The organism is Thermoactinospora rubra (assembly GCF_002093975.1).
Lineage (GTDB): Bacteria > Actinomycetota > Actinomycetes > Streptosporangiales > Streptosporangiaceae > Nonomuraea > Nonomuraea rubra_A.
This window is the reverse complement of sequence record NZ_KZ084330.1, coordinates 131632-156470: the sequence shown is the minus strand read 5'-3', so window position 1 is coordinate 156470 and position 24839 is coordinate 131632. Positions and strand designations below refer to the sequence as shown.

The 24839-nt window shown below is 73.6% G+C and carries 25 protein-coding genes; 12 read left to right on the top strand and 13 right to left on the bottom strand.

What is annotated here, in order from left to right; translation table 11 throughout:
- The first annotated feature begins 78 nt into the window (after nucleotides 1–78).
- The 6 genes from BSB02_RS10545 to BSB02_RS10520 all read left to right on the top strand — a co-directional run bounded on the left by BSB02_RS10545 (nucleotide 79) and on the right by BSB02_RS10520 (nucleotide 5068).
- Nucleotides 79–792 (top strand): alpha/beta hydrolase, encoded by a 714-nt coding sequence (locus tag BSB02_RS10545; protein WP_084958531.1) that lies wholly within the window; start codon nucleotides 79–81, stop codon nucleotides 790–792.
- A complete protein-coding gene (locus BSB02_RS10540) occupies nucleotides 785–1468 on the top strand; it encodes an acyltransferase family protein (RefSeq protein ID WP_084958530.1) in 684 nt (227 codons plus the stop codon). Before BSB02_RS10545 ends, BSB02_RS10540 begins: the two co-directional genes overlap by 8 nt.
- A 302-nt stretch (nucleotides 1469–1770) precedes the next feature.
- On the top strand, nucleotides 1771–2412 hold the full coding sequence (locus BSB02_RS10535; protein ID WP_084958529.1) for a biliverdin-producing heme oxygenase: 642 nt from the start codon (nucleotides 1771–1773) through the stop codon (nucleotides 2410–2412).
- A gap of 9 nt (nucleotides 2413–2421) precedes the next feature.
- Nucleotides 2422–3015 carry a TetR/AcrR family transcriptional regulator gene (locus BSB02_RS10530; protein WP_084958528.1) on the top strand — a complete coding sequence of 198 codons (594 nt, stop codon included), beginning with the start codon at nucleotides 2422–2424 and terminating at the stop codon, nucleotides 3013–3015.
- A gap of 67 nt (nucleotides 3016–3082) precedes the next feature.
- Nucleotides 3083–3412, top strand: coding sequence for a hypothetical protein (locus tag BSB02_RS10525; protein WP_084958527.1), 330 nt, complete (start codon nucleotides 3083–3085; stop codon nucleotides 3410–3412).
- Between the two features lie 405 nt (nucleotides 3413–3817).
- Nucleotides 3818–5068: a DUF6745 domain-containing protein gene (locus BSB02_RS10520; protein ID WP_240506335.1), complete on the top strand. Its 1251-nt coding sequence runs from the start codon at nucleotides 3818–3820 to the stop codon at nucleotides 5066–5068.
- Nucleotides 5069–5262: 194 nt separating this feature from the next.
- Here BSB02_RS10520 and BSB02_RS10515 read toward each other — a convergent pair whose 3' ends face one another.
- From BSB02_RS10515 to BSB02_RS10490, 6 genes are all read right to left on the bottom strand, one after another.
- Nucleotides 5263–6207 carry an STM4011 family radical SAM protein gene (locus tag BSB02_RS10515; RefSeq protein ID WP_084958644.1) on the bottom strand — a complete coding sequence of 315 codons (945 nt, stop codon included), beginning with the start codon at nucleotides 6205–6207 and terminating at the stop codon, nucleotides 5263–5265.
- Between the two features lie 91 nt (nucleotides 6208–6298).
- Entirely contained in the window at nucleotides 6299–7618 is a 1320-nt protein-coding gene (locus BSB02_RS10510) for an STM4012 family radical SAM protein (protein ID WP_206184614.1), read from the bottom strand.
- On the bottom strand, nucleotides 7609–8415 hold the full coding sequence (locus BSB02_RS10505; protein ID WP_084958526.1) for an STM4013/SEN3800 family hydrolase: 807 nt from the start codon (nucleotides 8413–8415) through the stop codon (nucleotides 7609–7611). The genes BSB02_RS10510 and BSB02_RS10505 overlap by 10 nt, the downstream gene beginning before the upstream one ends.
- Complete coding sequence (locus BSB02_RS10500; protein ID WP_240506334.1) at nucleotides 8412–9581, bottom strand: STM4014 family protein; 1170 nt, start codon at nucleotides 9579–9581, stop codon at nucleotides 8412–8414. The genes BSB02_RS10505 and BSB02_RS10500 overlap by 4 nt, the downstream gene beginning before the upstream one ends.
- Nucleotides 9578–10543 carry an STM4015 family protein gene (locus BSB02_RS10495; RefSeq protein WP_143590456.1) on the bottom strand — a complete coding sequence of 322 codons (966 nt, stop codon included), beginning with the start codon at nucleotides 10541–10543 and terminating at the stop codon, nucleotides 9578–9580. Before BSB02_RS10495 ends, BSB02_RS10500 begins: the two co-directional genes overlap by 4 nt.
- Nucleotides 10540–11460: an STM4015 family protein gene (locus BSB02_RS10490; RefSeq protein ID WP_084958525.1), complete on the bottom strand. Its 921-nt coding sequence runs from the start codon at nucleotides 11458–11460 to the stop codon at nucleotides 10540–10542. The genes BSB02_RS10495 and BSB02_RS10490 overlap by 4 nt, the downstream gene beginning before the upstream one ends.
- Before the next feature lie 62 nt (nucleotides 11461–11522).
- On the opposite strand from BSB02_RS10490, the gene BSB02_RS10485 reads away from it, so the two are divergent.
- Nucleotides 11523–12902, top strand: coding sequence for an MFS transporter (locus BSB02_RS10485; protein ID WP_240506333.1), 1380 nt, complete (start codon nucleotides 11523–11525; stop codon nucleotides 12900–12902).
- Here BSB02_RS10485 and BSB02_RS10480 read toward each other — a convergent pair.
- A complete protein-coding gene (locus BSB02_RS10480; protein ID WP_143590454.1) occupies nucleotides 12880–13449 on the bottom strand; it encodes a TetR/AcrR family transcriptional regulator in 570 nt (189 codons plus the stop codon). The two genes, BSB02_RS10485 and BSB02_RS10480, sit on opposite strands and share 23 nt — an antisense overlap.
- A gap of 71 nt (nucleotides 13450–13520) precedes the next feature.
- Here BSB02_RS10480 and ureA point away from each other — a divergent pair, with 71 nt between their 5' ends.
- From ureA to BSB02_RS10465, 3 genes are read left to right on the top strand one after another with little or no spacing between them, the layout of a single operon-like run.
- Entirely contained in the window at nucleotides 13521–14198 is a 678-nt protein-coding gene (gene ureA, locus BSB02_RS10475) for an urease subunit gamma (RefSeq protein ID WP_084958522.1), read from the top strand.
- Nucleotides 14199–15833, top strand: a complete 1635-nt coding sequence (locus tag BSB02_RS10470) for an urease subunit alpha (protein WP_084958521.1) — start codon at nucleotides 14199–14201, stop codon at nucleotides 15831–15833.
- A gap of 14 nt (nucleotides 15834–15847) precedes the next feature.
- Nucleotides 15848–16840, top strand: a complete 993-nt coding sequence (locus BSB02_RS10465; protein ID WP_084958520.1) for an agmatine deiminase family protein — start codon at nucleotides 15848–15850, stop codon at nucleotides 16838–16840.
- Here the strand turns inward: BSB02_RS10465 and BSB02_RS10460 are convergent, their stop codons facing one another.
- On the bottom strand, nucleotides 16841–18085 hold the full coding sequence (locus BSB02_RS10460; RefSeq protein ID WP_476756179.1) for a cytochrome P450: 1245 nt from the start codon (nucleotides 18083–18085) through the stop codon (nucleotides 16841–16843).
- Nucleotides 18086–18152: 67 nt separating this feature from the next.
- Between BSB02_RS10460 and BSB02_RS10455 the strand changes: the two genes are divergently transcribed.
- On the top strand, nucleotides 18153–19616 hold the full coding sequence (locus tag BSB02_RS10455) for an FG-GAP and VCBS repeat-containing protein (RefSeq protein WP_084958519.1): 1464 nt from the start codon (nucleotides 18153–18155) through the stop codon (nucleotides 19614–19616).
- A 24-nt stretch (nucleotides 19617–19640) separates the two neighbouring features.
- Here BSB02_RS10455 and BSB02_RS10450 read toward each other — a convergent pair whose 3' ends face one another.
- The 4 genes from BSB02_RS10450 to BSB02_RS10435 all read right to left on the bottom strand — a co-directional run bounded on the left by BSB02_RS10450 (nucleotide 19641) and on the right by BSB02_RS10435 (nucleotide 23780).
- Entirely contained in the window at nucleotides 19641–21146 is a 1506-nt protein-coding gene (locus BSB02_RS10450) for an alkaline phosphatase D family protein (protein ID WP_084958518.1), read from the bottom strand.
- 101 nt (nucleotides 21147–21247) lie between these two features.
- Entirely contained in the window at nucleotides 21248–22240 is a 993-nt protein-coding gene (locus tag BSB02_RS10445; protein ID WP_084958517.1) for an IS481 family transposase, read from the bottom strand.
- 134 nt (nucleotides 22241–22374) lie between these two features.
- A complete protein-coding gene (locus BSB02_RS10440) occupies nucleotides 22375–22962 on the bottom strand; it encodes an HAD family hydrolase (RefSeq protein ID WP_084958516.1) in 588 nt (195 codons plus the stop codon).
- On the bottom strand, nucleotides 22959–23780 hold the full coding sequence (locus BSB02_RS10435; protein ID WP_084958515.1) for a hypothetical protein: 822 nt from the start codon (nucleotides 23778–23780) through the stop codon (nucleotides 22959–22961). Before BSB02_RS10435 ends, BSB02_RS10440 begins: the two co-directional genes overlap by 4 nt.
- A gap of 196 nt (nucleotides 23781–23976) precedes the next feature.
- On the opposite strand from BSB02_RS10435, the gene arfB reads away from it, so the two are divergent.
- Nucleotides 23977–24384, top strand: coding sequence for an alternative ribosome rescue aminoacyl-tRNA hydrolase ArfB (arfB, locus tag BSB02_RS10430; protein ID WP_240506332.1), 408 nt, complete (start codon nucleotides 23977–23979; stop codon nucleotides 24382–24384).
- A 38-nt stretch (nucleotides 24385–24422) separates the two neighbouring features.
- Here the strand turns inward: arfB and BSB02_RS10425 are convergent, their stop codons facing one another.
- On the bottom strand, nucleotides 24423–24737 hold the full coding sequence (locus BSB02_RS10425; protein WP_084958513.1) for an antibiotic biosynthesis monooxygenase family protein: 315 nt from the start codon (nucleotides 24735–24737) through the stop codon (nucleotides 24423–24425).
- Nucleotides 24738–24839 lie beyond the last annotated feature (102 nt).

Here is a 24839-nt window from a genome sequence, read left to right as displayed (position 1 = left end):
CGTAGTCCCGCGGGGTGAGCGCGGCGATCGCTCCCGGCGGTGACGCGGGTTACCGATCTCGGTTCCTAGCGTCGCGGCATGCTGAGACTCCTGGCCCTCGCCGCCGCCGCGCTCCTGACCCCGGCCCTGGCCGAACCGCCGGGCGACCGGCTGGTCAAGGTCTACGGCGACCTGGCCGCCGCCGACCGGATCGCCGTCGTCGTGCCGGGCTGCGACACCACAGCCGCCGCCTTCGAGGCGGGCCATCACCGCCCCGGCGGCGCCGCCAGGGCGCTGCTCGCCCAGGCCCGGGCGATCGACCCCCGCACGCGCCTGGCGGTGGTCGCCTGGCTCGGGTACGCCAGCCCGCGGACGTGGAGCCTGCGGGCGCTCACCGACTCGGCCGCGGCCGAGGGGGCGCGGGCGCTGCGCCGTACCCTCGCCGGCCTGCCCCGGGTGCCGGTCACGCTGCTGTGCCACAGCTACGGCTCGGTGGTGTGCGGGCTGGCCGCGCCGGGGCCGCCCGTCACCGACGTGGTCGCGCTCGGCAGCCCGGGGCTGGGCACGGCCGCGCGGGAGGGCTCGGCGCGGCTGTGGGCGGGGCGGGCGAGCGGCGACTGGATCCGCTTCGTGCCGCACGTGAAGCTGGGCCCGCTGGGGTTCGGCGCGGACCCGATGGATCCGGCCGTGGGGGCGCGGATCCTGGCCACGGGGCCGGGCGGGCACAGCGACTACTTCCGTCCCGGCACGCCGTCCCTGCGGAACCTGGCGCTCATCGCGCTCGGCCGGACGGGCGAGGTGAGCCGTGGCTGAGCGGGCGACGCCGCCGGACCGGGACCGTGGCCTCGACGCCCTGCGCGCGCCGGCGATCGTGGGCGTGGTGCTGGGCCACTGGCTGGTCACCGCCTGGGAGCCGGGGCCGGTGATCTCCAGCCCGCTGGCGTACCTCCCGCACCTGGCGCCGGTCTCCTGGGCGTTGCAGACGCTCGCCGTGTTCTTCCTGGTCGGCGGCTATGTGGCGGGCCATGGGGAGCGCGTGCCGTACGGGAGCCGGATGGGCGCGGGGCTGCGGCGGCTGCTGGTCCCGGCGGCGGCGCTGCTCGGGTTCTGGGCCGCGGCGGGCGTGCTGCTGGCCGTGCTGAACGGCATGCCGGTCGAGCGCCTGCGCGCGGTGCTGACGCCCGTGCTGGGGCCGCTGTGGTTCCTGCTCGTCTTCGCGGCGTTCACGGCGGCCGCGCCGTGGCTGGCCAGGATACGGCACGGGCCGCCGGTGCTCATGGGGATCGTGGGGATCGTGGGGATCGTGGCGGCGCTGGACGTGGCGCGGTTCGGCCTCGGCGCGCCCTCGTGGATCGCCTGGCCCAACGTCGTGGCCGCCTGGCTCGTGCCGTACCTGCTGGGGATGGCGTGGGCGCGGCGCGGACGCCCGGTCAGGCCGGTGGCGCTGCTGGCGGGAGGGGTCGCGGGAACGGCGGCGCTGGTCGGCTGATTCGGCTACCCGGCGGCGATGGCAGGGGTCACGGGGGCGCGGGTGTCGAATCTTCCTGTGGCACCAGACGGCGCTCGCGCTCACGATGGGGGTGTTCGTGGCGTGCGGTGGGTGGGCGCAGGGCTGTACGGCAGGCCGGAGGGGGTGGGGTGGTGGCGGCGCGCGTGGCTTGGGTGCCGGTCTTCGCGGCGGTCCTGGCCGGACTCCACTTTTTCATGACATGGTGTCGTCAACAGTTTGACGAACGGCCCCGCCTTTTGTGACACTTCGTCATATACCTTCGTCGTGGTGGGAGTTGAGCCGTGACCCCGTTCTCCGAGACCCTGCGCAGCGCCACCTGGGCCGACCACGAGGCCGCGGAGGCGGAGGACTACCTCAGGCTCCTCATGGCCGGGCGGCTGAGCGAGCAGGAGTACGGCGAGATGGTGGCGCAGCACTATTTCGCCTACGTGGCGCTGGAGGCCGCCTCGCGCCGGCTGGCCGGCCATCCCGTCGCCGGGCGTTTCGTCTTCCCCGAGCTGTATCGGGAGGAGGCCCTCGAACGCGACCTCCTGACGGTCTACGGCCCCTCCTGGCGGGAGCGGATCGCGCCGTCGAAGGCCACCCGGACGCTCGTCGCCCGCATCGACCAGGTCGCCGACTGGCCCGGCGGCTACATCGCCCACCACTACACCCGGTATCTGGGCGACATGTCGGGCGGGCAGTTCATCCGCGTCGAACTGGAGAGGATCTACGGGTACGGCGCGGGCGGCGGGGCGGACTTCTACCGCTTCGACGCCGTGGGCAGCCTGCCGCGTTTCAAGCAGGAGTACCGCGCGCGCCTGGACGCTCTGGAACTCGACGAGGCCGAGCGGCAGCGCGTCGTCCGCGAGGTACGGCTGGCCTACCAGCTCAACACCGAGGTGCTCGCGGAGCTGCTGCACGTCGTCAGGCCAGCCGCCTAACATAGGAGGATGCCCAGGATCTCGGCCGCGACGATCGGCGAGCATCGAGCCCGGACACGCGACCGCATCCTCCAGGCCGTCTCGCACCTGGCCCGCGTCCAGGGCATCGACGCCATCTCCATGACGGACGTGGCGCAGGAGGCCGGGATCACCCGGACGGTGCTGTACAACTACTATCCCGACAAGGCCGCCCTGCTGCTGGCCTTCACCGAGCGGGTCACGCAGTACTTCATCGACAGCTTCGAGCGCGAGCTGCCCGCCGACGCCTCCCCGGCCGAGCGGCTGCGCGCCTTCGTGCGCCTGCAGCTCGAAGGGCTGCTGGCGCACCCCCACCCGGGCGCGGCCGACCTGTCGGCGGCCCTCGGCCCCGACGCCTACCAGCAGCTGGCCGAGCACGTCGCGCCGATGCAGCGGATCCTGGTGGAGATCCTGGAGAGCGGCACGGCCAGCGGCGACTTCCACGCCCCCGACGCCGCCGCCACGGCCCGCATGATCCTCGCGGTGATCGGCGCGGAGCGGATCCCGCTGGTCAGCGGGGCGGTGGCCCTGGAGGAGGCCGAGGAGCGGGTCTCCGGCTTCGTGCTGCGCGCCCTTTCGAACTGAGACGCGAAACTGTCGGTGGGGTCGGCTACCTTCTCGATCACGTTCTGGTTGCCGAGGAGGTTCGCTGTTGTACCGCCAAGGAGACATCCTCATCGTCCCGGTCGCCGAGGACCAGGTGCCCGCGCGGCTCCGGTCCGCCGCGCCCGCGCCCCGCGACGCGCGGGGGCGGCTCGTCCTGGCTCTGGGCGAGGCCACGGGACACGCCCACGCCATCCCGGGCCCCGGCACGCTGCTGCCCGACCCCTCCCCCGAGGCGCCCGACTACCTGCACCTGCCCAGCGGGGGCCGGCTGGTTCACGAGGAGCACGACGCCATCTCGCTGCCCCGGGGGTGGTATCGCGTCGTACGGCAGCGCGAATACGTGCCGGGCGCGTATCACCGATACGTGGCCGACTGAGCCGTCCGCGGCGTCTCGGCCAGTCGCGGCGCCCGGGCCGCCGGTTTTCCGGCCGCCCGTAGCGTCCGGGCCGTCCGTGGTCGCCTGGTTCTCCCGGGCCGTTCGGGGTTTCCCAGCCGCCCATGGTCGCCTGGCCTTGGGGTCGCCCGGCCCTGGGGGTCGCCCGGCGAGGCACCGCGCACCCCGTCCGCTTGGTCCCCTTGCCCACCGCGTCCCTGTTGGTCGGGGTCCCTGTCGGCCGAGGCCCTGTTGTCCGGGGTCTGTTGGCCGGGGTCCCTGACCACCTGCTTCCCTGACCGCCTGCTTCCCTGACCGCCTGCTTCCCTGACCGCCTGATGGATCCGCTCGCCTGACCTCCGTGACCCGAGCGGATCGCTTCCCCCTGACTCGATGAGACGGAGCTCCATGACCACCACCCTCGCGCTCACCCCCCAGCTGGCCGCCCGCCTGGCGGAGGCCGCCACGCGCTGGGAGCAGACCGCCGTCTCGGTCGCGCCCGCCGACCGTGCCTCGGCGGAGGACGGCGTCCGTGCGGCCTATCGCGCCGCCGGACTGCCCAAGCCCGCCCGTTTCGTCTGGCTTGACTCCCCGGCCCGCGGCGCGATCGCCGCCGCGCTCCTCACCTGCGGGCCCGGCGCCTTGCGCGCCGCCGGGCTGGACGACCTGGTCGCCGACGTGCTCGCCACACTGGAGACGCTCGACGCGGGACGCCCGGTGCGCGAAGCGGTCCGCACGCGCCCCTGGGAGCAGGCCCGAGCTCGGGCCTCCGAGCTGCTCGGCCCATCGGGCTGGGCGGCGGCGTGGGCTCTCACGGGCAGAGAGCTGTGGCCGGGAGTCGACAGGCTGGTGGGCGAGATCCGCCGCGGCATCGGCCAGCTGGCCACGGCGCACGACTCACCGGCTGCCGAGGCCCCGGTGACGCACAGTTCCCCGGCCGCTGAAGCCACGGCGAGCGTGCCGGCGGATGGCGACCGCGCGGAGATCGAAGCGCTGCTGCGGCGGGTGACGCTCGACGCGGTATTGGGGCAGCATGACGCGGCCTGGCTGTGCCTGTTCGACGCGCTCGGCCGGCCGCCCGAGGGCGACGTCCTCGGGCCGCCCCTCCTCGACGCCTCTTCCCTGGCTGGTCTCATGCAGGTGTCCCGCGCCGCCGGATGGTGGTGGCCGTTCGAGCGGGTGGTCGTGCTCACCGAGCGCCCGGTCGTCCACCACCGCGACGAGCTCGGCCGCCTCCACCGCGCCACCGGGCCCGCGCTCGCCTACCCCGACGGTTTCGCGCTGCACGCTTGGCACGGCATGCCGGTCCCTCCGCACTTCGGCGCCGCCATGGCCGACCTGTCACCGGACCGCATCCGCGCCGAGCCCAACGCCGAACTGCGGCGCGTGATGCTGGAGCACTACGGCTTCGACCGCTACCTGACCGAGTCCGACGCCACCCGGGTGCACCAGGACACGACGGGCGTGCTGTGGCGCGTCGACCTGGCCGACGACGAGCCGCTGGTCATGGTGGAGGTGCTCAACTCGACTCCGGAGCCCGACGGCACGAGGCGCACATACTTCCTGCGGGTGCCGCCGTGGGTGACGACCGCGCGTGAGGGAGTCGCGTGGACGTTCGGGCTGCGTCCGGAGGAGTACGACCCGAGCCGGCAGACCTGAGCGCGAGCCGAGGCACGGGTGACGCGGCCTGCCCGCTCTTCGCGGCGCAGGCCGGACCTCCGGCGCACACCACGGATCACCGTCGTCCTCGGCACACGCTCACGGGTCACCGTCGCTCCCTTGCGTAGAGCTCACGGATCACCGTCGTCCTTGGCACACGCTCACGCATCGCCGTCGCTTCCCTGGCTTAGAACTCACGGAATCACCGTTCCCCCTGGCGCGGCCTCATTTCCCGGCGTCACCGCCAGGGGCGGCTCGAGAGCCGACGCCGCCCATCGGACAGCCGGGATGCGCTCCAGAACCCCTCCCGCGAACGTGTCGTACAGGCCAAGAGGCTCCAGATGCACGTATCCGATATGGCAGTCGCACACCGCCAGCGGGCAGGGGCGCGGTCGCAGGGCACGCAGAGCCGAGCCGTCGTAGAGGTTGCCGATCACCTCGGTGACGAAATGGCACCGCCGTACCCGGCCGTCGCCGTCGACCGACACCACGCTCTCCCCGGTACGGCAGGGCAGCCCCCGGCTCGAGTGCGGGTGGCGTGACAGGCCGAACAGCGGATCGACGGCCGTCCAGCCGGCGGCCTCCGCGTCGGTGTAGGAGCGGCCCTCGGCGGCGTTGACCCACAGGTAGACCTCGTCCGGCAGGTCGCCACGCAGCCTGCGAGCCGCCTCCAGGTGCTCCGGCAGGCCGACGACGCCCACGCTGAATCGCACCCCGAGCGCCACCAGATCGCGGCATTTCCCGATGAAACGGTCGTAGTCCACCTGGCCCGGGTGGTAGGTCACCCACAACGCCAGCGTGCCGAGGTCCGCCTCCGCCAGCCATGACAGGCGGCTGCTCAGGTTCGTCTGGATGGCGACGCGCGGCACGTGGCCGAGGTGGCTCAGCCGTACCATCGCCCGGCGGTACCACGAACGGACCAGCCCCTCACCCCACGGCGTGAACAGCACCGAGATCGGGAAGTCCCGCTCGGCCACCCATCCGGTGAAGCGCTCCAGCGCCTCCCGGTCGGTCCGCAGCCGCTCGGGGCTGTCGCGGCGCTTGGCGAAAGGGCAGTAGGGGCAGTCGTAGTCGCAGCTGGCCAGCGGCCCCCGGTAGAGGATCGTGAGGTGGGCGGGCCGCGGGCCGTCGGAGGGCATGGCGGCCGGAACGGCGGGCCCCCCGGCGCGGCCCGAGCCATCCCGGCCCGAGCCGTCCCGGGCTGAGATGTCCCAGATGGACAGGCGCCGGTCAGCGGAGGTCATAGCCGTCCATCAGCGTCCGGACGCGGTCGGAGAACAGCGCGGGCCCCACGGCGTCCGAGTGGGCCAGGCCCTCCTCGGTCAGGCGGACCCGCGCGGCGTCCTCCTCCAGCCAGCCGCGGTCGGCCAGCGCCGCCAGGTCGAAGTCCGCGAGCACGTCGGCGCCGAAGCGCTGCTTGTACGCCACCCGGTCCAGCCCTCGGGCCTGCAGCAGCGACTGGAGGAGGTGGCGGCGGCGCCGTTCGGCGTCGTCGAGCCGGAAGCCCACGTTGGCGAAGCCGAACTCCTCCCGCGGCAGCCGGACGAAGTCGTCGATGATCGCCCGGACGTGGCGGACGCCCACGGCGTACTCGAAGGAGTAGTGCAGGCCGCCGGTGTAGGAGCGGGCGCCGCACCCCAGGCCCACCATGCCGTCGCTCTGGCAGGAGTACTCGCTCCCGGGCTCCGGCCCCGGCAGGCGGAACATCCGCATCGAGACCTGCTCGTACCCGGCGGCCAGCAGGTGGTCGCGGCCCAGCCGGTAGAGCGCGAGCCGCTGGTCGTCCCACTCGCGGCCCAGCAGGCCCAGCCCGGTCAGCGGCCTGACGTACAGCGGGTAGAGGTAGATCTCCTCGGGCCGCCACGCCAGCGCCGCGTCCAGCGACTCCCGCCAGGTCGCCGGGGTCTGCCCGTCGATCCCGTAGATCAGGTCGACGTTGAGCGCCGCGACCCCGCAGGCGCGGATGGCGTCCAGCGCGGCCTCGACCTCGGCGCGGCGCTGCGGGCGGACGGCGGCGCGGGCCTCGGCGTCGAGGAAGCTCTGCACGCCGATCGAGATCCGCGTCGCGCCCCTGGCGACGAGCACCTCCAGCCGGTCGGGCGTCGCGGTGGCCGGTGAGGTCTCCACGCTCAGCGGCATCGCCCGGAAGTCGGCGCCCATCTCGCGCTCGGCCAGGTCGAACAATCTCGTCAGCTCGGCGGCCGACAGGTAGGTGGGCGTCCCGCCGCCGATGGCCGACGCCGCGAAGCGGGCCCGCGGCACCGCCTGCCGTACGGCCTGCGCCTGGCGGCCGAGCGCGCCGAGGTAGGCGGACACCAGCTCTCCGGGCGCGCCGGTCCTGGTGAACAGGTTGCAGAAGCCGCAGCGCATCTCGCAGAACGGGATGTGCAGGTAGAGGAAGAGCGCGTCGGTGCGCTCGCCTGCCCACACGTCGCGGAGGGGCGGCCGGGGGTCGAGCGGCCGGTAGGCGGTCTTGTGGGGATATGCGTAGACGTAGTGCTGGTACGGCGAGGCGTCCAGAAGCGCCGCAGAGGTCGGGATCACGGCCACTCCCCCGGCTCGATGACGAACTCCCCGTACGGCACGGTCCACACCACCTCATGACCCACGCGATGCCCGACATATCCGGCTTCGCCGTACGCGGTGCCGTGGTCGGAGCACACGATGGCCAGGCACGGCCGCCGCTCGCCCATCACCGCGAACAGCCGCCCGATGTGCCGGTCGACGTACTCCAGCGCGGCTGCCTGGCTCTCCCTGCTGTCCCCGTCGGCGCCCGGCAGGTAGAACCAGTTCGGCTGGTGCAGCGCCGAGACGTTCACCAGCAGGAACACCGGCTCGGACCGGCCGCGCACCGCCCGCTCGGCACAGGCGATCTGCTCCTCGAACGAGGTCGGGCTCGTCACCCCGAACGACGGCTCCCAGTGCGACTCCGCGAACAGCCCGGGCAGCGCCGAGCCGAGCGGGGTGAGCTTGTTGAAGAAGCCCACGCCGCCCACGCACACCGTGTGGTAGCCCGCCTTCGCCAGCCCACCGGGCAGGTCGGCGGCGTCGAACACCCACGTCCCCGCGCCGGTGGTCTCGCTGCCCGGGAACGCGGCGGCGAACAGGCGCGGATGCGGGCCCGGCGTGACGGGCGTGGGCAGGAACCCGGCCAGCATCGCGGCGTGCGCGGCATAGGTGAAGCTGCCGGGGGTGTGCCGCCGCTCCCACCTGCCGCCGGGCAGCGCCCTGGCCAGCGTCGGCAGCCTCCCGGCCGCCAGCAGGTCCTCGGCCACGTCGTAGCGCAGGGTGTCGAGCGTCACCATGAGGATGTCGTGGCTGCCGACGATCGCGTTCATGTCTCTCATCGCAGGGTCCCTTCCGCCATGTGGTGCGCCACCTGGGCGGCGTAGGTGTCGAGCCCCTCCGCGCCGCTCCCCGGCAGCCCGGTCACGCGCGGCAGCAGGTCGCCGAAGGCGTTCGCCTCGGCCACGGCCAGCCGCCGCCATCCCACGCCCACCATGAGGTCGATCCCGGTCATGGGCGTGCCGGGGAAGCACGCGGCCGCCCGGGCGGCGACCTCCATGGCCCGCCGCCAGCCCTCCGCCCCCAGCCGGGCCCGCACCCGGTCCAGGTCACCGCGGATGCCGCCGAGGTGGAGGTTCGTCATGGGGGTACGGCTGGCGCGGACGACCGCGTGCGTCGGCCTGCCGCCGATCACGACCACGCGCAGGTCGAACACCATGGCGTCGATCCCGGCTTTGGGGAACCACGTCTCGACGTGCACCCCGTCGGGCGCCAGGGCGTCGATGATCGCCGCGACGTCGCCTTCGTCCTCGTAGACCCGCACGCGCAGCGAGTTGTGCATCTCGACGGCGGGGGGCCGCCCGCCACCGTGCCCCACTGACGCCTCGGCGACCGGAGACCGCCTCGCGACGAGCTCCACCGACGTCTCGGCCCGCACCCGCCCGCCATGCACCTGGAGCGCCACCACGCCCGAGGCCGACGAGCCGTGCGCGGGCTTGACGAACACCCTGGTCCAGCCCGCTTCGGCCATCGCGCGGCGCAGGTCGGCGTAGCCGCCGATCGGGCCGGGCAGGGCGGGCGGCACCGGGACCCCGGCGGCCGACAGCCGCTCGTGGCAGCGGCGCTTGTCGAACAGCACGGCGATGTCGTCGACATCGGCGAGCAGGCGCGCGCCGGGCGTGGCGGCGACCGCCTGCCGTACCCGCTCCAGGCCACGGACGAAGGCCGCGTGCCAGGCGGCGCCGCCGCCGACGCGGGTGGCCGGGCCCGGCCCGCGCAGCAGCTCGTCGCACGCTGCGTCCTCGCCGGGCGAGTCGATGCGGACCCGGGCGCCGGCGGGCAGGCGCGGCGGCCGTCCGGCCAGCACGTCGCGCCATGGCACGACCACCGGCTCGGGCAGGCCGGCCGCGCGGAGAGCGGCGGCGTACAGGGTGACGCGACGGTCGCCCGGCGTGCCGACCACGACGGGCACCGCCGTGCCGTCACCCCCGGCACCACCGGCCCTCACTCCGACACCGCCACGTAGCGCCCGCCCGGGCGCCAGTCCCAGCGCGGGGCCTCCTCGCTCACGTCCACCAGCGTGTCCGGCAGCGCGGCGAGCAGCCGCTCGACCATCCCCGCGCTGAGGTAGTGATGCCGCAGGTCCAGCTCCGCCAGGTGGGTGAGCGGCTGGCCGGACAGCAGCGCCTCCGCGCCCGCGTCGGACAGCGTGCCGTACGACAGGCTCAGCGCCCCCAGGCGGGCCACCGCCGGGGCCCTCGCCACCGCGGCCGCGACCTCGTCCTGGATCTCGCTGTCCCGCAGGCCCAGGCTCCGCAGGGCGGGAAGCCGCTCCCCGCCCAGCACCCCCGCCAGGTCCTCCACCATGGCGTCGCCGCCGTATTCATGCACGCCCAGCCACAGCTCCAGGTGCTCCAGCCTGGGCAGCGAGCACTCGCCCAGGGCCCGCACGACATGGCCGGGCAGCCCGCCCGACTCCAGCCGCAGCACCCGCAGCCGCGCGTGGGAGACCGGCCTGACCACCAGCCCGGAGGAGCCCCTGACGTCCAGGCGCACCAGCTCCGGGAAGGCCTCCAGCAGCGGCGTGACGTCGCCGTGGCGGATCCAGGAGATCTCGCACGTCTCCGAGGGCACGTCGCCGAGGAACAGCGCCCGCAGCGACGGGAAGCGATGAGCGCGGGCGACGAGCTCGCGCACCACCGTCTCGGAGCTGCGCTCGATCATGTCGTCCCACTCGCCGATCACCAAGGCCCGGACCCGCGTGGTGTCGACCCGCTCGGCGAACTCCTCCAGCACCCGGTCGAAGCCGCTCGCCCCGCCGCCGAGGCCGTGCGTCGTCAACACCCACGCCACCTGCGCCGGGTCGTCCAGCGGCTCGCATGCGGCGTGGTACATCCACGCCAGCGGCAGCCCGGCGTACTCCTCCCGGTAGTGCTCCAGCGGCGGGAACCGCTCCTCCAGCAGCCTCACTCCGACACCTCGATGTAGCGCCAGCCGTCCTCCTCGTCCTCCTGCCGGTCCGACAGGTCGACCTCCACCCCGGGCAGGGCGGCGCGCAGCCGGGCGGCCATCTCCTCGCTGAGGTAGTTGTGGCGCAGGTTGAGCCGTTTGAGGTGGGTGAGCGGCTGGCCGGACAGCAGCGCCTCGGCCCCGGCGTCGGACAGCGTGCCCATGGACAGGTCGAGCGATTCCAGCCGGGCCACGATCGGCGCGGCGGCCACGGCGGCGGCCACCTCGTCCTGCCGTTCGCTGTCCTGCAGGCCCAGGTGGCGCAGGGCGGGCAGGCCGTGGCCGGCGAGGATGCCCGCCCAGTCGCCGGGGCCGGAGTCGCCGCCGTAGTTGTCCTCGCCCAGCCACAGCTCCAGGTGCTCCAGCCGGGGCAGCGAGGACTCGCCCACGGCCCGCACCACGGAGGCGGGCAGCCCTCCGGACTCGAAGCGCAACGTCTCCAGGCTCTCGTGCGTGACCGGGGCCAGTGCGAGCCCGTCGCCGCCGCGCACGTCGAGGCGCCTGAGCCGGGGATAGGCCGTCAGCAGCGGGGTGACGTCGTCCTGCCCGATCCAGGAGATCTCCGACTCCTCGCTGACGTAGTCGCCCAGGAAGATCGCCTCCAGCGCGGGCAGCCGGGGCGCGGCCTCGGCGAGCAGCCGGACCGGGACGTCGGCGCGGTCGTCGTTGTGCGCCCAGCCCCAGGTGCCGACGACGATGGCGCGCACACGCGAGGCGTCGACGGTCTTGAAGAACGTTTCGAACGCCTCCGTGATCGACGGCTCGTCCTCATAGGGCTCGCCCGAGACGCGCCAGGCGAAGGCCGCGGGGTCGGACCCGTCCTCCGGCCACCGGACCGGCAGGCCGTGGAACTGCGACAGGTGCTCGTGGATGCTCAAGTGATCTCCTCGGTCGGGGGGAGATCCAAGGTGTATCAGGTCCCGGTGACAAGATGAGCCCCATGCCTTCCACGCAGGTGCTTCTCAAGTCGGCCCGGGGCCGGTGGATCGTCGCGGCCACGGTGCTCGGCTCCGGCCTGGCCATGCTCGACGCGACCGTCGTCAACGTGGCCCTGCCGTACATCGGCCGCGAGCTGGACGCGGACATGGCCGGCCTGCAGTGGACGGTCAACGCCTACATGGTCACGCTGGCGGGGTTGATCCTGCTGGGCGGCGGCCTGGGCGACAGGTACGGCAGGCGGCGCGTCTTCCTGATCGGCACCGTGTGGTTCGCGCTCGCCTCGGCGCTGTGCGGGCTGGCGCCCAGCATCGAGGTGCTCGTGGCCGCCAGGGCCCTGCAGGGCGTGGGCGGGGCGCTGCTGACGCCCGGCTCGCTGGCGATCATCCAGGCGTCGTTCTCGCGCGACGACCGGCCCCGGGCCGTGGGCGCGTGGTCGGGGCTCGGCGGCGTGGCGGCGGCGATCGGCCCGCCCCTGGGCGGCTGGCTGGTGCAGGGGCCGGGCTGGCGGTGGGCGTTCCTCATCAACCTGCCGTTCGCGCTGCTGGTGGTGCTGGTGACGCTGCGGCACGTGCCCGAGACGCGCGACGAGAAGGCCGAAGGGCGCTTCGACGTGCTGGGGTCGGCGCTGGCTGCGCTGGCGCTGGCGGGCATCACCTACGGCCTGACCGAGACCGGCGCGCTCGTCCCGCTCGTCCTGGGCGTGGCGCTGGCGGCGGCCTTCGCGGTGCTGGAGCGGCGCAGGTCGCCCGACGCGCTGGTGCCGGTGAGCCTGTTCCGCGACCGGATCTTCACCGCCGTCAACGTGGTCACGCTGATCATGTACGGGGCGATGGGCGTGGTGTTCTTCCTGCTGGGCGTGCAGCTCCAGGTGGTCTCCGGGTTCTCCGCCACCGCGGCGGGCGCCGCGCTGCTGCCGGTGACGGTCCTGATGATGCTGCTGTCCGCCCGGGCGGGCGAGGTGGCCAAGAGGTACGGCCCGCGGCTGCCGATGACGGCCGGCATCCTGGTCGCGGCGGCGGGCTTCGCGTGGATGGCCGGGATCGGGCAGGGGTCGTCCTATTGGCTCCACGTGATGCCGGCGGTGTCGGTGTTCGGCCTGGGCCTGTCGGCGGCCGTCGCGCCGCTGACCGCGACCGTGCTGGCCACGGCCGAGGATCGCTATGCCGGTACGGCCAGCGGCGTCAACAACGCGGTGGCCAGGACCGGCAGCCTGCTCGCGGTGGCCGCGCTGCCGCCGCTGGTCGGCCTGGTCGGCGCGGCCTTCGAGGACCCGGTGCGCTTCGACGCGGGCTACGAGCGGGCCATGGTCGTCTGCACCGTGCTGATGGTCCTCTCGGCGCTGATCACGTTCGTCACGATCAGGAAGAACGTCCTGCGGTAGCCAGCTCGCGGCGCATCGCGGCCAGCGCGGTGGCCCGGGCGCGGGCGGCGTCGCCGGTGCCGAGGAGCACGTCGCTCGCCAGGCCGTCCATGAGCCGGCAGTGCCGTACCGCGAAGTCGTCGGCGTCCAGGCCGGGCGACAGCCGGCGGGCGATGCCGGCCAGCTCGGCCGCCCAGGAGCGGAAGAAGCCGTCGAGGCGGGCCAGGGTGCCGGCGTCGCTCGGCGGCTTGGCGATGACCTGCGCCCACAGTCGCCAGCGCACGTCCTGCGCGCTCGTCGGCAGGTAGAGCTCGACCAGGCGCGCCAGCGCCGCCTCCGGGGGCAGCCCGTCCAGCTCGGCCCCGCGGCGCTCGTCCAGGTCGGCCTCGCTGAGCAGCAGCGTCGAGACCAGCAGCCGGTCGCGGCTGCCGAAGTAGTACAGGACGTGGCCGGTGCTCATGCCCGCCCGGTCGGCGATGTCCTTCACGCGCAGCCGCTCGAAGCCGACGTCCTCGATGGCCTGGAGCGCGGCCTTGAGCACGTGGGCCCGCATGTCGGGTCGTTGCACGCCTTCACCCTACAAGGGTTAGACTCGCGCTCAAATCTTGAGCTGTGCTCTAACCGTCCCGGAGGAAGGCCGTGAGACTCACACCGACGGAGCGCGACCGGCTGCTGCTGTTCACGGCGGCGGAGCTGGCCCGCTCCCGGCGCGCCCGCGGGCTGCGGCTCAACGTGCCGGAAGCCACCGCGGTGATCGCGGACGCCGTCTGCGAGGCGGCCCGCTCCGGCGCCCGCCTGGCCGAGGCGATCGAGGCGGGACGCGCCGTGCTCGGCCCGGACGACGTGCTGCCCGGCGTGCCGGACGTCGTGACGGAGATCCAGGTGGAGGCCGTGTTCGACGACGGGTCGCGGCTGGCCGTGGTGACCGACCCGTTCGGCGGCGGCTCCCTGGGCGAGCGGGCGCCCGGCGCGGTGCTGCCCGCCGAGCAGCCGCCGGTCGAGCGCGAGGCGGTCACGGTCGAGGTGACCAACACCGCCCCGGTGCCGATCAGCGTCACCTCGCACTTCCACTTCTTCGAGGTCAACCCGCGCCTGCGCTTCGACAGGGCGCTCGCGTACGGCCGCCGCCTCGCCGTGCCGGCCGGGTCGACGGTCCGCTTCGACCCCGGCGCCGGCCGTACGGTCGAGCTGGTCCCGATCGGCGGCGCCCGCGTGGCGATCGGCTTCGCCGGCCTGGTGGACGGCCCGCTGGACGCGCCCGGCGCGTTCGAGGCGGCCATGGAGCGGGCGCGCGCCTGCGGATACCTGGGAGCGTGAATGAGCACATACGGTTTCCGCCGGGGCGACAGGGTACGGCTGGGCGACACGAGCCTGGTGGTGGAGGTCGAGCACGACTCCCAGCTGCCGGGCGAGGAGTTCCTGGCCGGGTTCGGCAAAACGGCCAGGGACGGGCTGCACCTGAAGGCGGCCTCGATCAAGGAGACCTGCGACCTGGTGATCAGCAACGTGCTGATCCTCGACCCGGTCCTCGGCGTCCGCAGCGCCTCGATCGGCGTCCGCGAGGGCCGCATCCACGCCATCGGCCGGGCCGGCAACCCCGACACCCTCGACGGCGTCGACGTGGTGGCCGGCACCGGGACGACGATCGTGCCGGGCGAGGGGCTGATCGCCACCGCCGGGGCGATCGACACCCACGTCCACCTGCTGTCGCCGCGCATCATGGAGGCGTCGCTGGCCTCCGGCGTGACGACGGTCATCGGGCAGGAGTTCGGCCCGGTGTGGGGCGTGGGCGTGAACTCGCCCTGGGCGCTGCGGCACGCGTTCAACGCCTTCGACGCCTGGCCGGTCAACGTCGGCTTCCTGGCCCGCGGCTCCTCCTCCGACCCGGCCCCGCTGGTGGAGGCCCTGGCCGAGGGCGGCGCGTCAGGGTTCAAGGTGCACGAGGACATGGGCGCGCACACCCGGGCCCTGGACACCGCGCTGCGGGTGGCCGAGGAGCACGACGTGCAGGTGGCCCTGCACACCGACGGGCTGAACGAGTGCCTGTCGGTGGAGGACACGCTCGCGGTGCTGGAGGGCCGCACGATCCACGCCTTCCACATCGAGGGCTGCGGCGGCGGCCACGTGCCCAACGTGCTGAAGCTGGCCGGGGTGCCCAACGTCATCGGCTCCTCCACCAACCCGACGCTGCCCTTCGGCCGCGACGCCGTCGCCGAGCACCACGGGATGATCGTGTCGGTGCACGGGCTCAAGCTCGACCTGCCGGGCGACGCCGCGCTGGCGCACGACCGGATCAGGGCGGGCACGATGGGCGCCGAGGACGTGCTGCACGACCTGGGCGTCATCGGCATCACCTCCTCCGACGCCCAGGGCATGGGCCGGGCCGGGGAGACCGTGCGGCGCACGTTCGCCATGGCGGACAAGATGAAGAGCGAGCCCTCGGCACACGACAACGAGCGGGTGCTGCGCTACCTGGCCAAGCTGACGATCAACCCGGCCATCGCGCACGGCCTGGCGCACGAGGTCGGCTCGCTGGAGATCGGCAAGCTGGCCGACGTCGTGCTGTGGGAGCCGGCCTACTTCGGGGCCAAGCCGCAGCTGGTGCTCAAGGCCGGCTTCCCGGCCTACGGCGTCACCGGCGACCCCAACGCCTCCACCGACGCCTGCGAGCCGCTGGTGCTGGGGCCGCAGTTCGGCGCGCACGGCGCGACGGCCGCCGACCTGTCGGTCGCCTTCGTGGCGCGGGCGGCCCTGCCGGGCGACCGGATGCCCACGCGCCGCCGCCGGGTCGCCGTGCGGGGCACGCGCGGCATCGGCCCGGCCTCGATGGTCCGCAACTCCCGGCTCGGCCAGGTGGAGGTCGACCCGCTCGGCCGCGTCACGCTGGACGGCGAGCCGATCGGCTCCGAGCCTGCCGACTCGGTCTCCCTCAACCGCCTGTACTTCCTGTAGGAGCCGCCTTGTCCATGCCGCTGTTCATGCCGCCCGAGTGGGAGCCGCACAGCCGTACCTGGATGTCCTGGCCCGTCGGCTACGTGCTGCAGGCCCCGGAGGACTCCTACCGCGCCTGGTCGGCGGTGGCCAACGCGGTCGTCCGCCACGAGCCGGTGACCATGCTGGCCGACCCATCGGAGGCCGGGTCGGCGGCCCGGTGGCTGGACCCGCGGGTCGAGGTGGTGCAGGTGCCGCTGGACGACTGCTGGCTGCGCGACAACGGCCCGACCTTCGTCGTCCACGACGGCGAGCTGCACGGCGTGGACTGGACGTTCAACGGCTGGGGGTGGGCGCCGCACGACAAGGACGACAAGGTCGCCGGCTTCGTGCTGGACCGGCTGGGCGTGCCCGCGCACCGCACGTCCATGGTCGGCGAGGGCGGCGGCATCCACGTCGACGGCGAGGGCACGGTGATCGTGACCGAGACCGTGCAGCTGGACCCGCGCCGCAACCCCGGCTGGACCAAGGCCGAGGCCGAGGCGGAGCTGCGCAGGCTGCTCGGCGTCGAGAAGGTCCTCTGGCTGCCGCGCGGCCTGACCGCCGACTACGGCGGCTACGGCACCAACGGCCACGTCGACCTGCTGGCCTGCTTCGCCCGGCCGGGCCTGGTGCTGTGCCACATCCAGCCCGACCCCGCCCACCCCGATTTCGAGGTGACCCGCGAGAACCTGGCCGTCCTGCGCGCATCCACCGACGCCCGCGGCCGCCCGCTGGAGGTCGTGGAGGTGCTCGCGCCCACCGTGGCCGAGGCCGGCGGCAAGCTGGTCGACTACTCCTACATCAACCACTACCTGGCCAACGGCCTGGTGCTGCTGTGCTCCTTCGACGACCCGCGCGACGCGGAGACCGCCGAGCTGTTCGCCAAGCTCTTCCCCGGCCGCGCCGTCGAGTCGGTCGACGCCCGCGCGATCTTCGCCATGGGCGGCGGCATCCACTGCATCACCCAGCAGCAGCCCGCCATCTGATCAGAACGCGAACGCCTGCCGGCGCACGCCGTTGTCGAAGTTGGACAGCAGCAGCTCCGGCTCCCCCACCGCGCGGACGCCGGGCAGGCGCGTCAGCAGCTCGCGGAACATCGTCCTGATCTCCTGCCTGGCCAGGTTGGCGCCCAGGCAGAAGTGCGGCCCCGGCCCGCCGAAGCCGACGTGCGGCTTGGTCTCGCGGGTGATGTCGAAGCGGTCGGGGTCGGGGAAGACCTCCTCGTCGCGGTTGGCCGAGCCGTAGAACAGCACGACCCGGTCGCCGGGCTTGAGCTCCAGGCCGCGCAGGTTGTAGGGCTGGGTGACCCGGCGGCGGAACTGGATGATCGGGGAGACGTAGCGGACCATCTCCTCGATCGCGTTGCCGATGTGCGCGTCGAAGTCGCTCATCAGCAGCTCGCGCTGGTCGGGGTGGTCGGTGAGCAGCCTGATGCCGTGCGCCATCGTGTTGCGCGCGGTCTCGTTGCCCGCGACCAGCAGCAGCGTGAAGAACGACCCCAGCTCCCTGTCGGTGAGCCTCTCCCCGTCGGGGTTGGCGTTGACCAGCGCCGAGACCAGGTCGCCGCGCGGCTGCCGCGCCCGCTCGTGGCCGAGCCGGATGACCAGCCGCTGCAGGGCGAGCAGCGCCAGCACGTTGCCCGCGGCCATCCGGGCGCTGCGCCACAGGCTGGGCCGCACGCCGCTGTAGGCGGTGGAGGCGTCGACCTGCCGGTGGACCCGCTCGCGCTCCGCCTCCGGGATGCCCATCATGTCGCAGATGACGTGGATCGGCAGGCGCGCGGCGACCTGGGAGACGAAGTCGCGCGGGCCGTGGGCGACCACGTCGTCGACGATCCTCGCGCAGGCGGCCTCGATGTCGCTCTGCAGGTCGGTGAGCATGCGGGGGCTGAAGGCCCGCGAGACGATGCGCCGCAGCCTGGCGTGGCGCGGGTCGTCCATGTTGACCATCGACTCGCCGAAGACGTGCTTGACCCAGCCGGGGGGCTCGGGGTTGGTCACCGCCGGCTCGCTGGAGAACACCTTGGCGTTGCGGCTGGCCTCGACCACGTCCGCGTGCCGTACCAGGGCGTAGAAGCCGGTGCCCGAGCGCAGGAAGGGCACCTTCCTCTCGGGAAAGAACACGGGGCGGTCCAGCTGCCGCAGCCGGGCGAACGCCTCGTTGCGCTCCTTCAGCGGCCGCCGCCAGAACTCCAGGTCCGCCAGGTCGATGTCCGACACGTCGATGTGCACCCGTCCATCGTGGCACGTTCCCCGCGGGTTAACGCGCCCGTCCGCATCGGCGGGGATCCTCCGGGACATGAGCGTCACCCTCGCCACCCTGCTCGCCGCCGCCGCGCTCGCCGCACCCGCGGGCGCGCACGCGCGGGCCTGCTCCGGGCTCCCGCACGACTTCGACGGCGACGGCCGCACCGACCTGGCCGTGGCCGCGCCGTACCAGACCGTCTCCGGCCACGCCCGCGCCGGCGAGGTCACGATCCTGTACGGCTCGGGCCGCACCCAGAAGCTCTCCCAGGACACCCCCGGCACCCCGGACCTGGCCGAGACCGGCGACTCCTTCGGCTCGGCGCTGGCCTCGGGCGACTTCGACGGCGACGGCTGCGCCGACCTCGCGGTGGGCGTGTCGGAGGAGTTCCTCGGCGACCCGGTGCCCGGCGCGGACGGCAACGGCGTGGTCCAGCTGTTCCACGGCTCGGCCGACGGGCTGCGGCCCGGGCGCCGGCTCGCCGCGCCCAGGCCCGGCAGCGACCGGTACGGCGCGGCGCTCGCGGCCGGCGACCTCGACGGCGACAGGGCCGACGAGCTGGCCGTCGGCGCGCCCACCCACGGCGGTGGCGGCGCGGTGTTCCTCGTGGGCGTGCGCGGCCTGTCGCGCGTCGCCCAGTCCACCGGCTGGGTACGGCAGCGCGGCCTGGCCACCGACCAGTGGGGCGCGGCGCTCGCGATCGGCGACGCGGACGGGGACGGCCGCGCCGAGCTGGCCGTCGGCGCGCCGGCCGACAGCGTCGAGCTCGACGGGCAGGGCTCGGTCACGCTGATCGACCCGCTCGCCCGGAAGGCCGCCTTGGTGACGCAGGACAGCCCCGGCCTGAAGGGGAAGGCGGAGAAGTGGGACTCCTTCGGCGCGGCCCTCACGGCCGGCGACTTCGACGCCGACGGCCGCGCCGACCTGGCCGTCGGCTCCCCCGGCGAGGGCCTGACCCCGGGCCAGCGCGCGTTGGACTACGGCGACGGCATGGTCCACGTCCTGTACGGCACGCGGCACGGCTGGTCCACGCGGCGTAGCGAGGCCTGGACGCAGAACGTGCTCGACGGCAGGCCCCGCTACTACGACCGGTTCGGCAGCTCGCTGGCGGCCGGCGACTTCAACGGCGACGGCGACGACGAGCTGGCCGTCGGCGTGCCCGGCGAGCGGGCGGTCCAGGTGCTGGCCGGTACCCGGTCCGGCGGCCTGACCCGCCACGGCGACCTGCTCGTCAAGGGCCGGGGCGGCGACTTCGGCACGGCGCTGGCGGCGGTGCGGGCCCCTGGCTCGCGCTACCGCACGCTCGCGGCCTCCCCCGCGGCGCCCGCGACAGCATCCGTCGCCGTGTCCGCGACGGCGTCCCGGCCGGTGTGGTCGCTGGCCGTCGCCGCCCCGGGCAAGGGCGTCGTCACGCTGGTCCCGGGCACGCGCAGGCCCGGCCCGTACCCCGGCCTGCGCCCGGCCGGGGCGCGCGAGTGGACCACGGGCTCGGGCTTGTACGGCTACGCCCTGGACTGAGCCGCGGGGAGCGGGCTGACCGAGCTAGCGGGCGGGGCTCGCGGGGACGCTCACGCGGTGGGACGTCCTGGCGGGCGCGCCCCTGCGCGAGATGTAGTCCAGCGTGCGGAACTCCGCGGTCAGCTCCTCGGCGGTGACCCGGCACACGATGTAGCCGCGCCGCTGGTCGATGTAGGAGATGTGCGGGTTCTCGGCCAGCGACTCCTCGATCCACGCCCGGTCCCGGTAGCCGTCGCCGTCGCTGGCGATCGAGGAGGTGACCAGCTCGGGGGCGACGACGGGCGAGCCGGGGTCGTCGAAGTCGCGGCGCAGCTCGGCGGCGTGGTGCATGTGCGCGTCGCCCGTCAGCACCACCGGGTTGCGCGTGCCCGCCAGCAGCTCCAGCAGGTGGGCCCGCTCGGCGGCGTAGCCGTCCCAGGAGTCCAGGTTGACCTCGCGCCCCGGGCCGCGCCTGTAGTCGCGCTGCATGAGGAGGATCTGCTGGCCGAGCAGGTTCCACTGGGCGGTCGAGCCGCGCATCCCCTCGGCGAGCCACCGCCACTGGCCGGCGCCGAGCAGCGTCCTGCCCTCGGCGAGCCGGTCGTCGCAGCCGGCGCGCACGCCGTCCAGGCACGCCTGGTCGTCGCGGAACTGCCGGGTGTCCAGCAGGTGGAAGCGGGCCAGCGGCCCCCACGAGACGCGCCGGTTGATCCGCAGCACCGTGCCCTGGAGGCTGGCGCGGCGCAGCGGCATGTTCTCGTAGTAGGCGCGGAAGGCGTCGGCGCGGCGGCGGGCGAAGCCGAGGGCGCCGGTGCTGGAGACCGGCCCGGCCCAGTTGTTCTCCAGCTCGTGGTCGTCGAAGGCGACCAGCCAGGGCGCGGCCGCGTGCGCGCGCTGCAGGTCGGGGTCGCTCTTGTACTGCGCGTGCCGCAGCCGGTAGTCGGCCAGCGTGGCGCACTTGCCCGGCGTGTGGGTGCGCACCCGCCCGGCCAGCGCGGTGTAGCCGCTGGGGCCGTACTCGTACAGGTAGTCGCCCAGGTGCACGACCAGGTCGGGGTCCTGCTCGGCCAGGCGCCGGTAGGCGGTGTAGTAGCCGTGCTCGTAGTGGGCGCAGGCGGCCACCGCGAAGGCGAGTGGCTGGAGGGCCGTGGGGGTGGTCCTGGTACGGCCGGCGGGCGAGATCCTGCCCTCGGCGCGGAAGCGGTAGAAGTACTCCCGGCCGGGCTCCAGGCCCTCGAGCTCGACGTGCACCGCGTGGGCGTGGCGGGGGTCGGCGGCAGCCGTACCGGATCTGACCACGCGGGAGAACCGCTCGTCGGCGGCGACCTGCCAGCCGACCTCGACGGTCCTGGACGGCATGGCGCCGCGGCCGTCGGGGGCCAGGGGGTCGGGCGCGAGGCGGGTCCACAGCACGAATCCGTCGTGGGAAGGGTCGCCGGAGGCCACGCCGAGCGTGAACGGGTCGCGGGCGAGCGTCCTGGCGGTGCGGGCGCCGGTCGGGGGGAGGAGGACGGGGAGGGTCGTCGCTGCGAGGAACGTTCTGCGGTCCACGCTCCAGGTATGTCCATCCCGGTTGACCCGGCCGTGGCCGCGGAGTCAAGCCGGGATGAACATGTCCTGGCGGGGTGGAGCCGTCTAGAGCGTGGAGCCTTCTAGATGTTCTGTCCCGTGAGGTTGGGTACGCGGCTGGCGGGTGGTTGCCCTCCCAACGCGGTGTGTCCGCGGTGATGGTTGTACATGTGCAGCCAGGCTGGCAAGACACGGCGGCGTTCGGTTTCTGAGGTGTACGGGCGGGCGTAGGCCCACTCCTCGGCCAGGGTGCGGTGGAAGCGTTCGACTTTGCCGTTGGTCTGCGGCCGGTAGGGGCGGGTGCGTTTGTGGGTGATGCCCGCCGTGGCCAGGGTGGTGCGCCACAGCAGCGAGCGGTAGCAGCTGCCGTTGTCGGTCAGCACTCGGCGTACGGTGATGCCCAGGCTGGTGAAGTAGGCATGGGCGCGTTGCCAGAACGCGGCGGCGGTTTCCTTGCGCTCGTCGGCCAGGATTTCGGTGTAGGCCAGGCGGGAGTGGTCATCGAGGGCGGTGTGCAGGAAGCCGTAGCCCAGCAGCGGGTTGCGGTAGGCGTTGCGCTGGCCGGTCTGGGTGCGTTGGCTGTTGCGGCCACCGATCTGGCGGCCGTGGATGCGGTGGCCGCCGCCGTCGGGGATGTTGCCGAGCTTCTTGACATCGACGTGGACCAGGTCGCCGGCGGCGCTGTGCTCGTAGCGGCGGATCCGGGTGCCGCTACCGCGATCCAGGTGAGCCAGGGGCGGGCAGCCGTAGCGGGTCAGCACGCGATGCACGGTGGAGGTGGGCAGGCCGAGTCGGGCAGCGATCCGGGCGGGACCGAGCCGATGGGTGAAGCGGATCTTGACGATCCGGCGTTCGGTCGAGGTGCGGGTGCGGGCGGGGCTGTGGTGCGGCCGGCTGGAGCGATCGGCCATGCCCGAGGGTCCCTGTTGCCGGTATCGGTTGGCCCACCGGCGCGCGGTGGTGGCAGAGACCTGGAAGCGTTCGGCGGCTCGTCGCAGTGGCCATCCATCGTCGACGACACAGCGGGCCAGGCGAAGTCTGCCGAGTTCGGTCAGCGGCGCGTTACGGTGGGGCACGAGGACCTCCAGGGCCGGTGGTGCGTTGCTTGGTCGCTACACACCACCCTCAGGAGGTCCTCGCCTATTTCAAGGTCATCGACGGCGGGTCTTTCAACCCGCGGCCGCGTTACCAACGTCCATGGTCAGTACAGCTAGAGCAGCGCCAGGTCGGCGCGCAGCCGTTCGGCGCCGGTGAAGTGCACGCCGGTCAGGCCGGCCCGCTCGGCGCCGTGGACGTTCTCCAGGCGGTCGTCGACGAACACCACGTCCCTGGGGCTTTCGGCGCCGAGCCGGGCCAGCAGGTGCTCGTAGATCTCCACGTCCGGCTTGACCATGCCGATCCGGGCGCTGTAGACGCGCGGTTCGAACGGCGCGAGCCACGGCAGCCCGTCGATGCCGTCCGCGACGCACGCGGGGGCGTTGGACAGCAGGGCGAGACGCCGGCCCGCCGCCGCCAGCTCGCCGGTCACCTCGAGCGTGGCGTGGTTGGGATGGGACCAGCTGGCCACGTCCATCTCCACCAGCCTGGCGAGCTCGGCGTCGGTGGCCTGCCGGCCCAGCACCTTGGACCAGTACTCCTCCGGCGTGAGGGCGGCCCGGTCGAACTCCAGCCGGTGCTCCCAGTAGCCCCGTTCGAAGGCGTGGGGGTCGGCTCCGGCGGCCCGGGCCATCGCCCGGTTCTCCTCCGGGCTCTGCGGAAGGGACAGCACGTTGCCGTAGTCGAAGACGATCCAGATCATGCCAGGTATGGTCGCAGGTGCTCGGTGAGCGCGCCGCAGCCGAGGTACTTCTCCACGGTGTGGAAGTCGATCCAGTCGAGGTCGACCAGCTGTTCGGCGTCGACGCCGTGGAAGCACTCGCGCAGCCGCGGCGGGATGGCGGCGATGTCGTGCCGGTCGGCGATGTTGACCCAGCGCCTTACGCCCTTGGGGCGCTCGCCCCTGCCGTTGATCGGCGGCGGGAGCAGGTTCTCGAAGACCACGTTGCGCATCCCGAGCGGGCTGCCCAGCGTGACGAGCAGGTCCACCTCCAGGTCGGGGTTGGCCCACAGCGCCTCGTAGGCGACCACGCTGCCCAGCGAGTGGGCGACCACGGCCTTCGGCCGGTTGCGCCGGATCACCTCGGCGACGACCTGGCCGCATTGGCGGCGCCGGTCCTGGTCGGTGAGGTAGGTGGCCACCTCGGGCGCGAAGCGGGCGGCGAAGGCGGCGGCCGCCCTGGCGTCCATCCGGCCCAGCAGCCAGCCGGTGACCGCCCTGAGCGCCCCGGTCAGCCCCTCGCCGATGCCGCACTCGCGGGCCCAGGCGGTCCACACCCGCTCGGCGTCGGCGGCCATCCGCTCGGGCTCGACGGCCTCGGGGTCCTTGCCGTTGTGCAGGAGGTGGGCGAAGTAGGCCACCTCGGCGAAGTGGTTCGCCGGTTCCGGTCCGCGTAAGGCGATGTTGAGGTAGCGGTTCCACTTGGCCCGCATCGCCTCGGCCGCGCCGGTGGCGGAATAGGACGCCTGGACGTAGTACTTGTACTTGCCGATGCCGTGCACGCCGACGATGGCCCCCACAGCCACTCCCCTCGCGAGTCCGTCGGTGGGAAGCCTGGCACGCCATGATTGCAACCCGCTTAACGCGAAATATCGGTTGTCCCGGGGCAGGAGAGCGATGGCAGACTTGCCCGGCGACGCATCGAAGACCTGGAGACTCGAAGGTCCAGAGGCTCGCAGACCCGGAGGATCGCAGGCCCGGAGGGAGGAGACCGCCGTGACGGAACCGATCGTCGTCACCGACTCGGTCGTCATCCCCGGCACCGAGCTGACCTGGCGCTTCTCCCGCTCCTCCGGCCCCGGCGGGCAGGGCGTCAACACCACCGACAGCCGCGTGGAGCTGTCCTTCGACGTCGCCGCGACCACCGCGCTGCCCCCGGCGCTGAAGGCGCGCGCCCTCGGCCGGCTCGGCTCCCCGGTGATCACCGTCGCCGCGTCGGAGCACCGCTCGCAGCTGCGCAACCGGGAGGCCGCCGCGCGGCGCCTGGTCCAGCGGCTCAGGGAGGCCATCGCCCCGCCGCCCAAGCGCCGTAAGCCCACCAAGCCCACCCGCGGCTCGGTCGAGCGGCGCCTGGCCGCCAAGAGGCACCGCGCCGAGCTCAAGCGCCTGCGCAGAGCCGACTGAGCCGACTCAGCCGACTCAGCCGACTCATCCAGGCCTCATCAGGCCCGGGCGGGACCGGCGCTCTCGACCACCTCGAAGCTCCACAGCTCCGACGCCGTGGCCGCCGCCCGCTCGCCGGAGCCGTGCCCGCGCTCGAAGGCCTGCCCCTTGAGCCAGCGCTGGAAGTCCTCCTCGCTGCGCCACCGGGTGTAGACCAGGTAGCGGTCGGTCCCCTCGACCGGTCGCAGCAGCTCGAACCACTCGAACCCGTCGGCGGACTCCACCATCCCGGCGCGCGCCGCGAAGCGCCGCTCGAGCTCCTCCCGCATCTCCGGCGGGACCGTCAGGACGTTGATCTTCACGACCGAGGCCACATCGACTCCCTGGGACGACACCTGCTGACTGACTCCTGCTCACGGTGAGCCTATGCCGCGTGACGAGCATCACTTCCCGCGACCCGGCCGCGAGCCTTAAGG

Excerpts from the sequence above, each read along its gene's own strand:
- BSB02_RS10530 (WP_084958528.1), top strand. The coding sequence starts at position 2,422 with ATGCCCAGGATCTCGGCCGCGACGATCGGCGAGCATCGAGCCCGGACA.
- BSB02_RS10520 (WP_240506335.1), top strand. The coding sequence starts at position 3,818 with ATGACCACCACCCTCGCGCTCACCCCCCAGCTGGCCGCCCGCCTGGCG.
- BSB02_RS10505 (WP_084958526.1), bottom strand. The coding sequence starts at position 8,415 with ATGAGAGACATGAACGCGATCGTCGGCAGCCACGACATCCTCATGGTG.
- BSB02_RS10440 (WP_084958516.1), bottom strand. The coding sequence starts at position 22,962 with ATGATCTGGATCGTCTTCGACTACGGCAACGTGCTGTCCCTTCCGCAG.
- BSB02_RS10470 (WP_084958521.1), top strand. The coding sequence starts at position 14,199 with ATGAGCACATACGGTTTCCGCCGGGGCGACAGGGTACGGCTGGGCGAC.
- BSB02_RS10485 (WP_240506333.1), top strand. The coding sequence starts at position 11,523 with ATGCCTTCCACGCAGGTGCTTCTCAAGTCGGCCCGGGGCCGGTGGATC.
- BSB02_RS10455 (WP_084958519.1), top strand. The coding sequence starts at position 18,153 with ATGAGCGTCACCCTCGCCACCCTGCTCGCCGCCGCCGCGCTCGCCGCA.
- BSB02_RS10465 (WP_084958520.1), top strand. The coding sequence starts at position 15,848 with ATGCCGCTGTTCATGCCGCCCGAGTGGGAGCCGCACAGCCGTACCTGG.
- BSB02_RS10545 (WP_084958531.1), top strand. The coding sequence starts at position 79 with ATGCTGAGACTCCTGGCCCTCGCCGCCGCCGCGCTCCTGACCCCGGCC.
- BSB02_RS10515 (WP_084958644.1), bottom strand. The coding sequence starts at position 6,207 with ATGCCCTCCGACGGCCCGCGGCCCGCCCACCTCACGATCCTCTACCGG.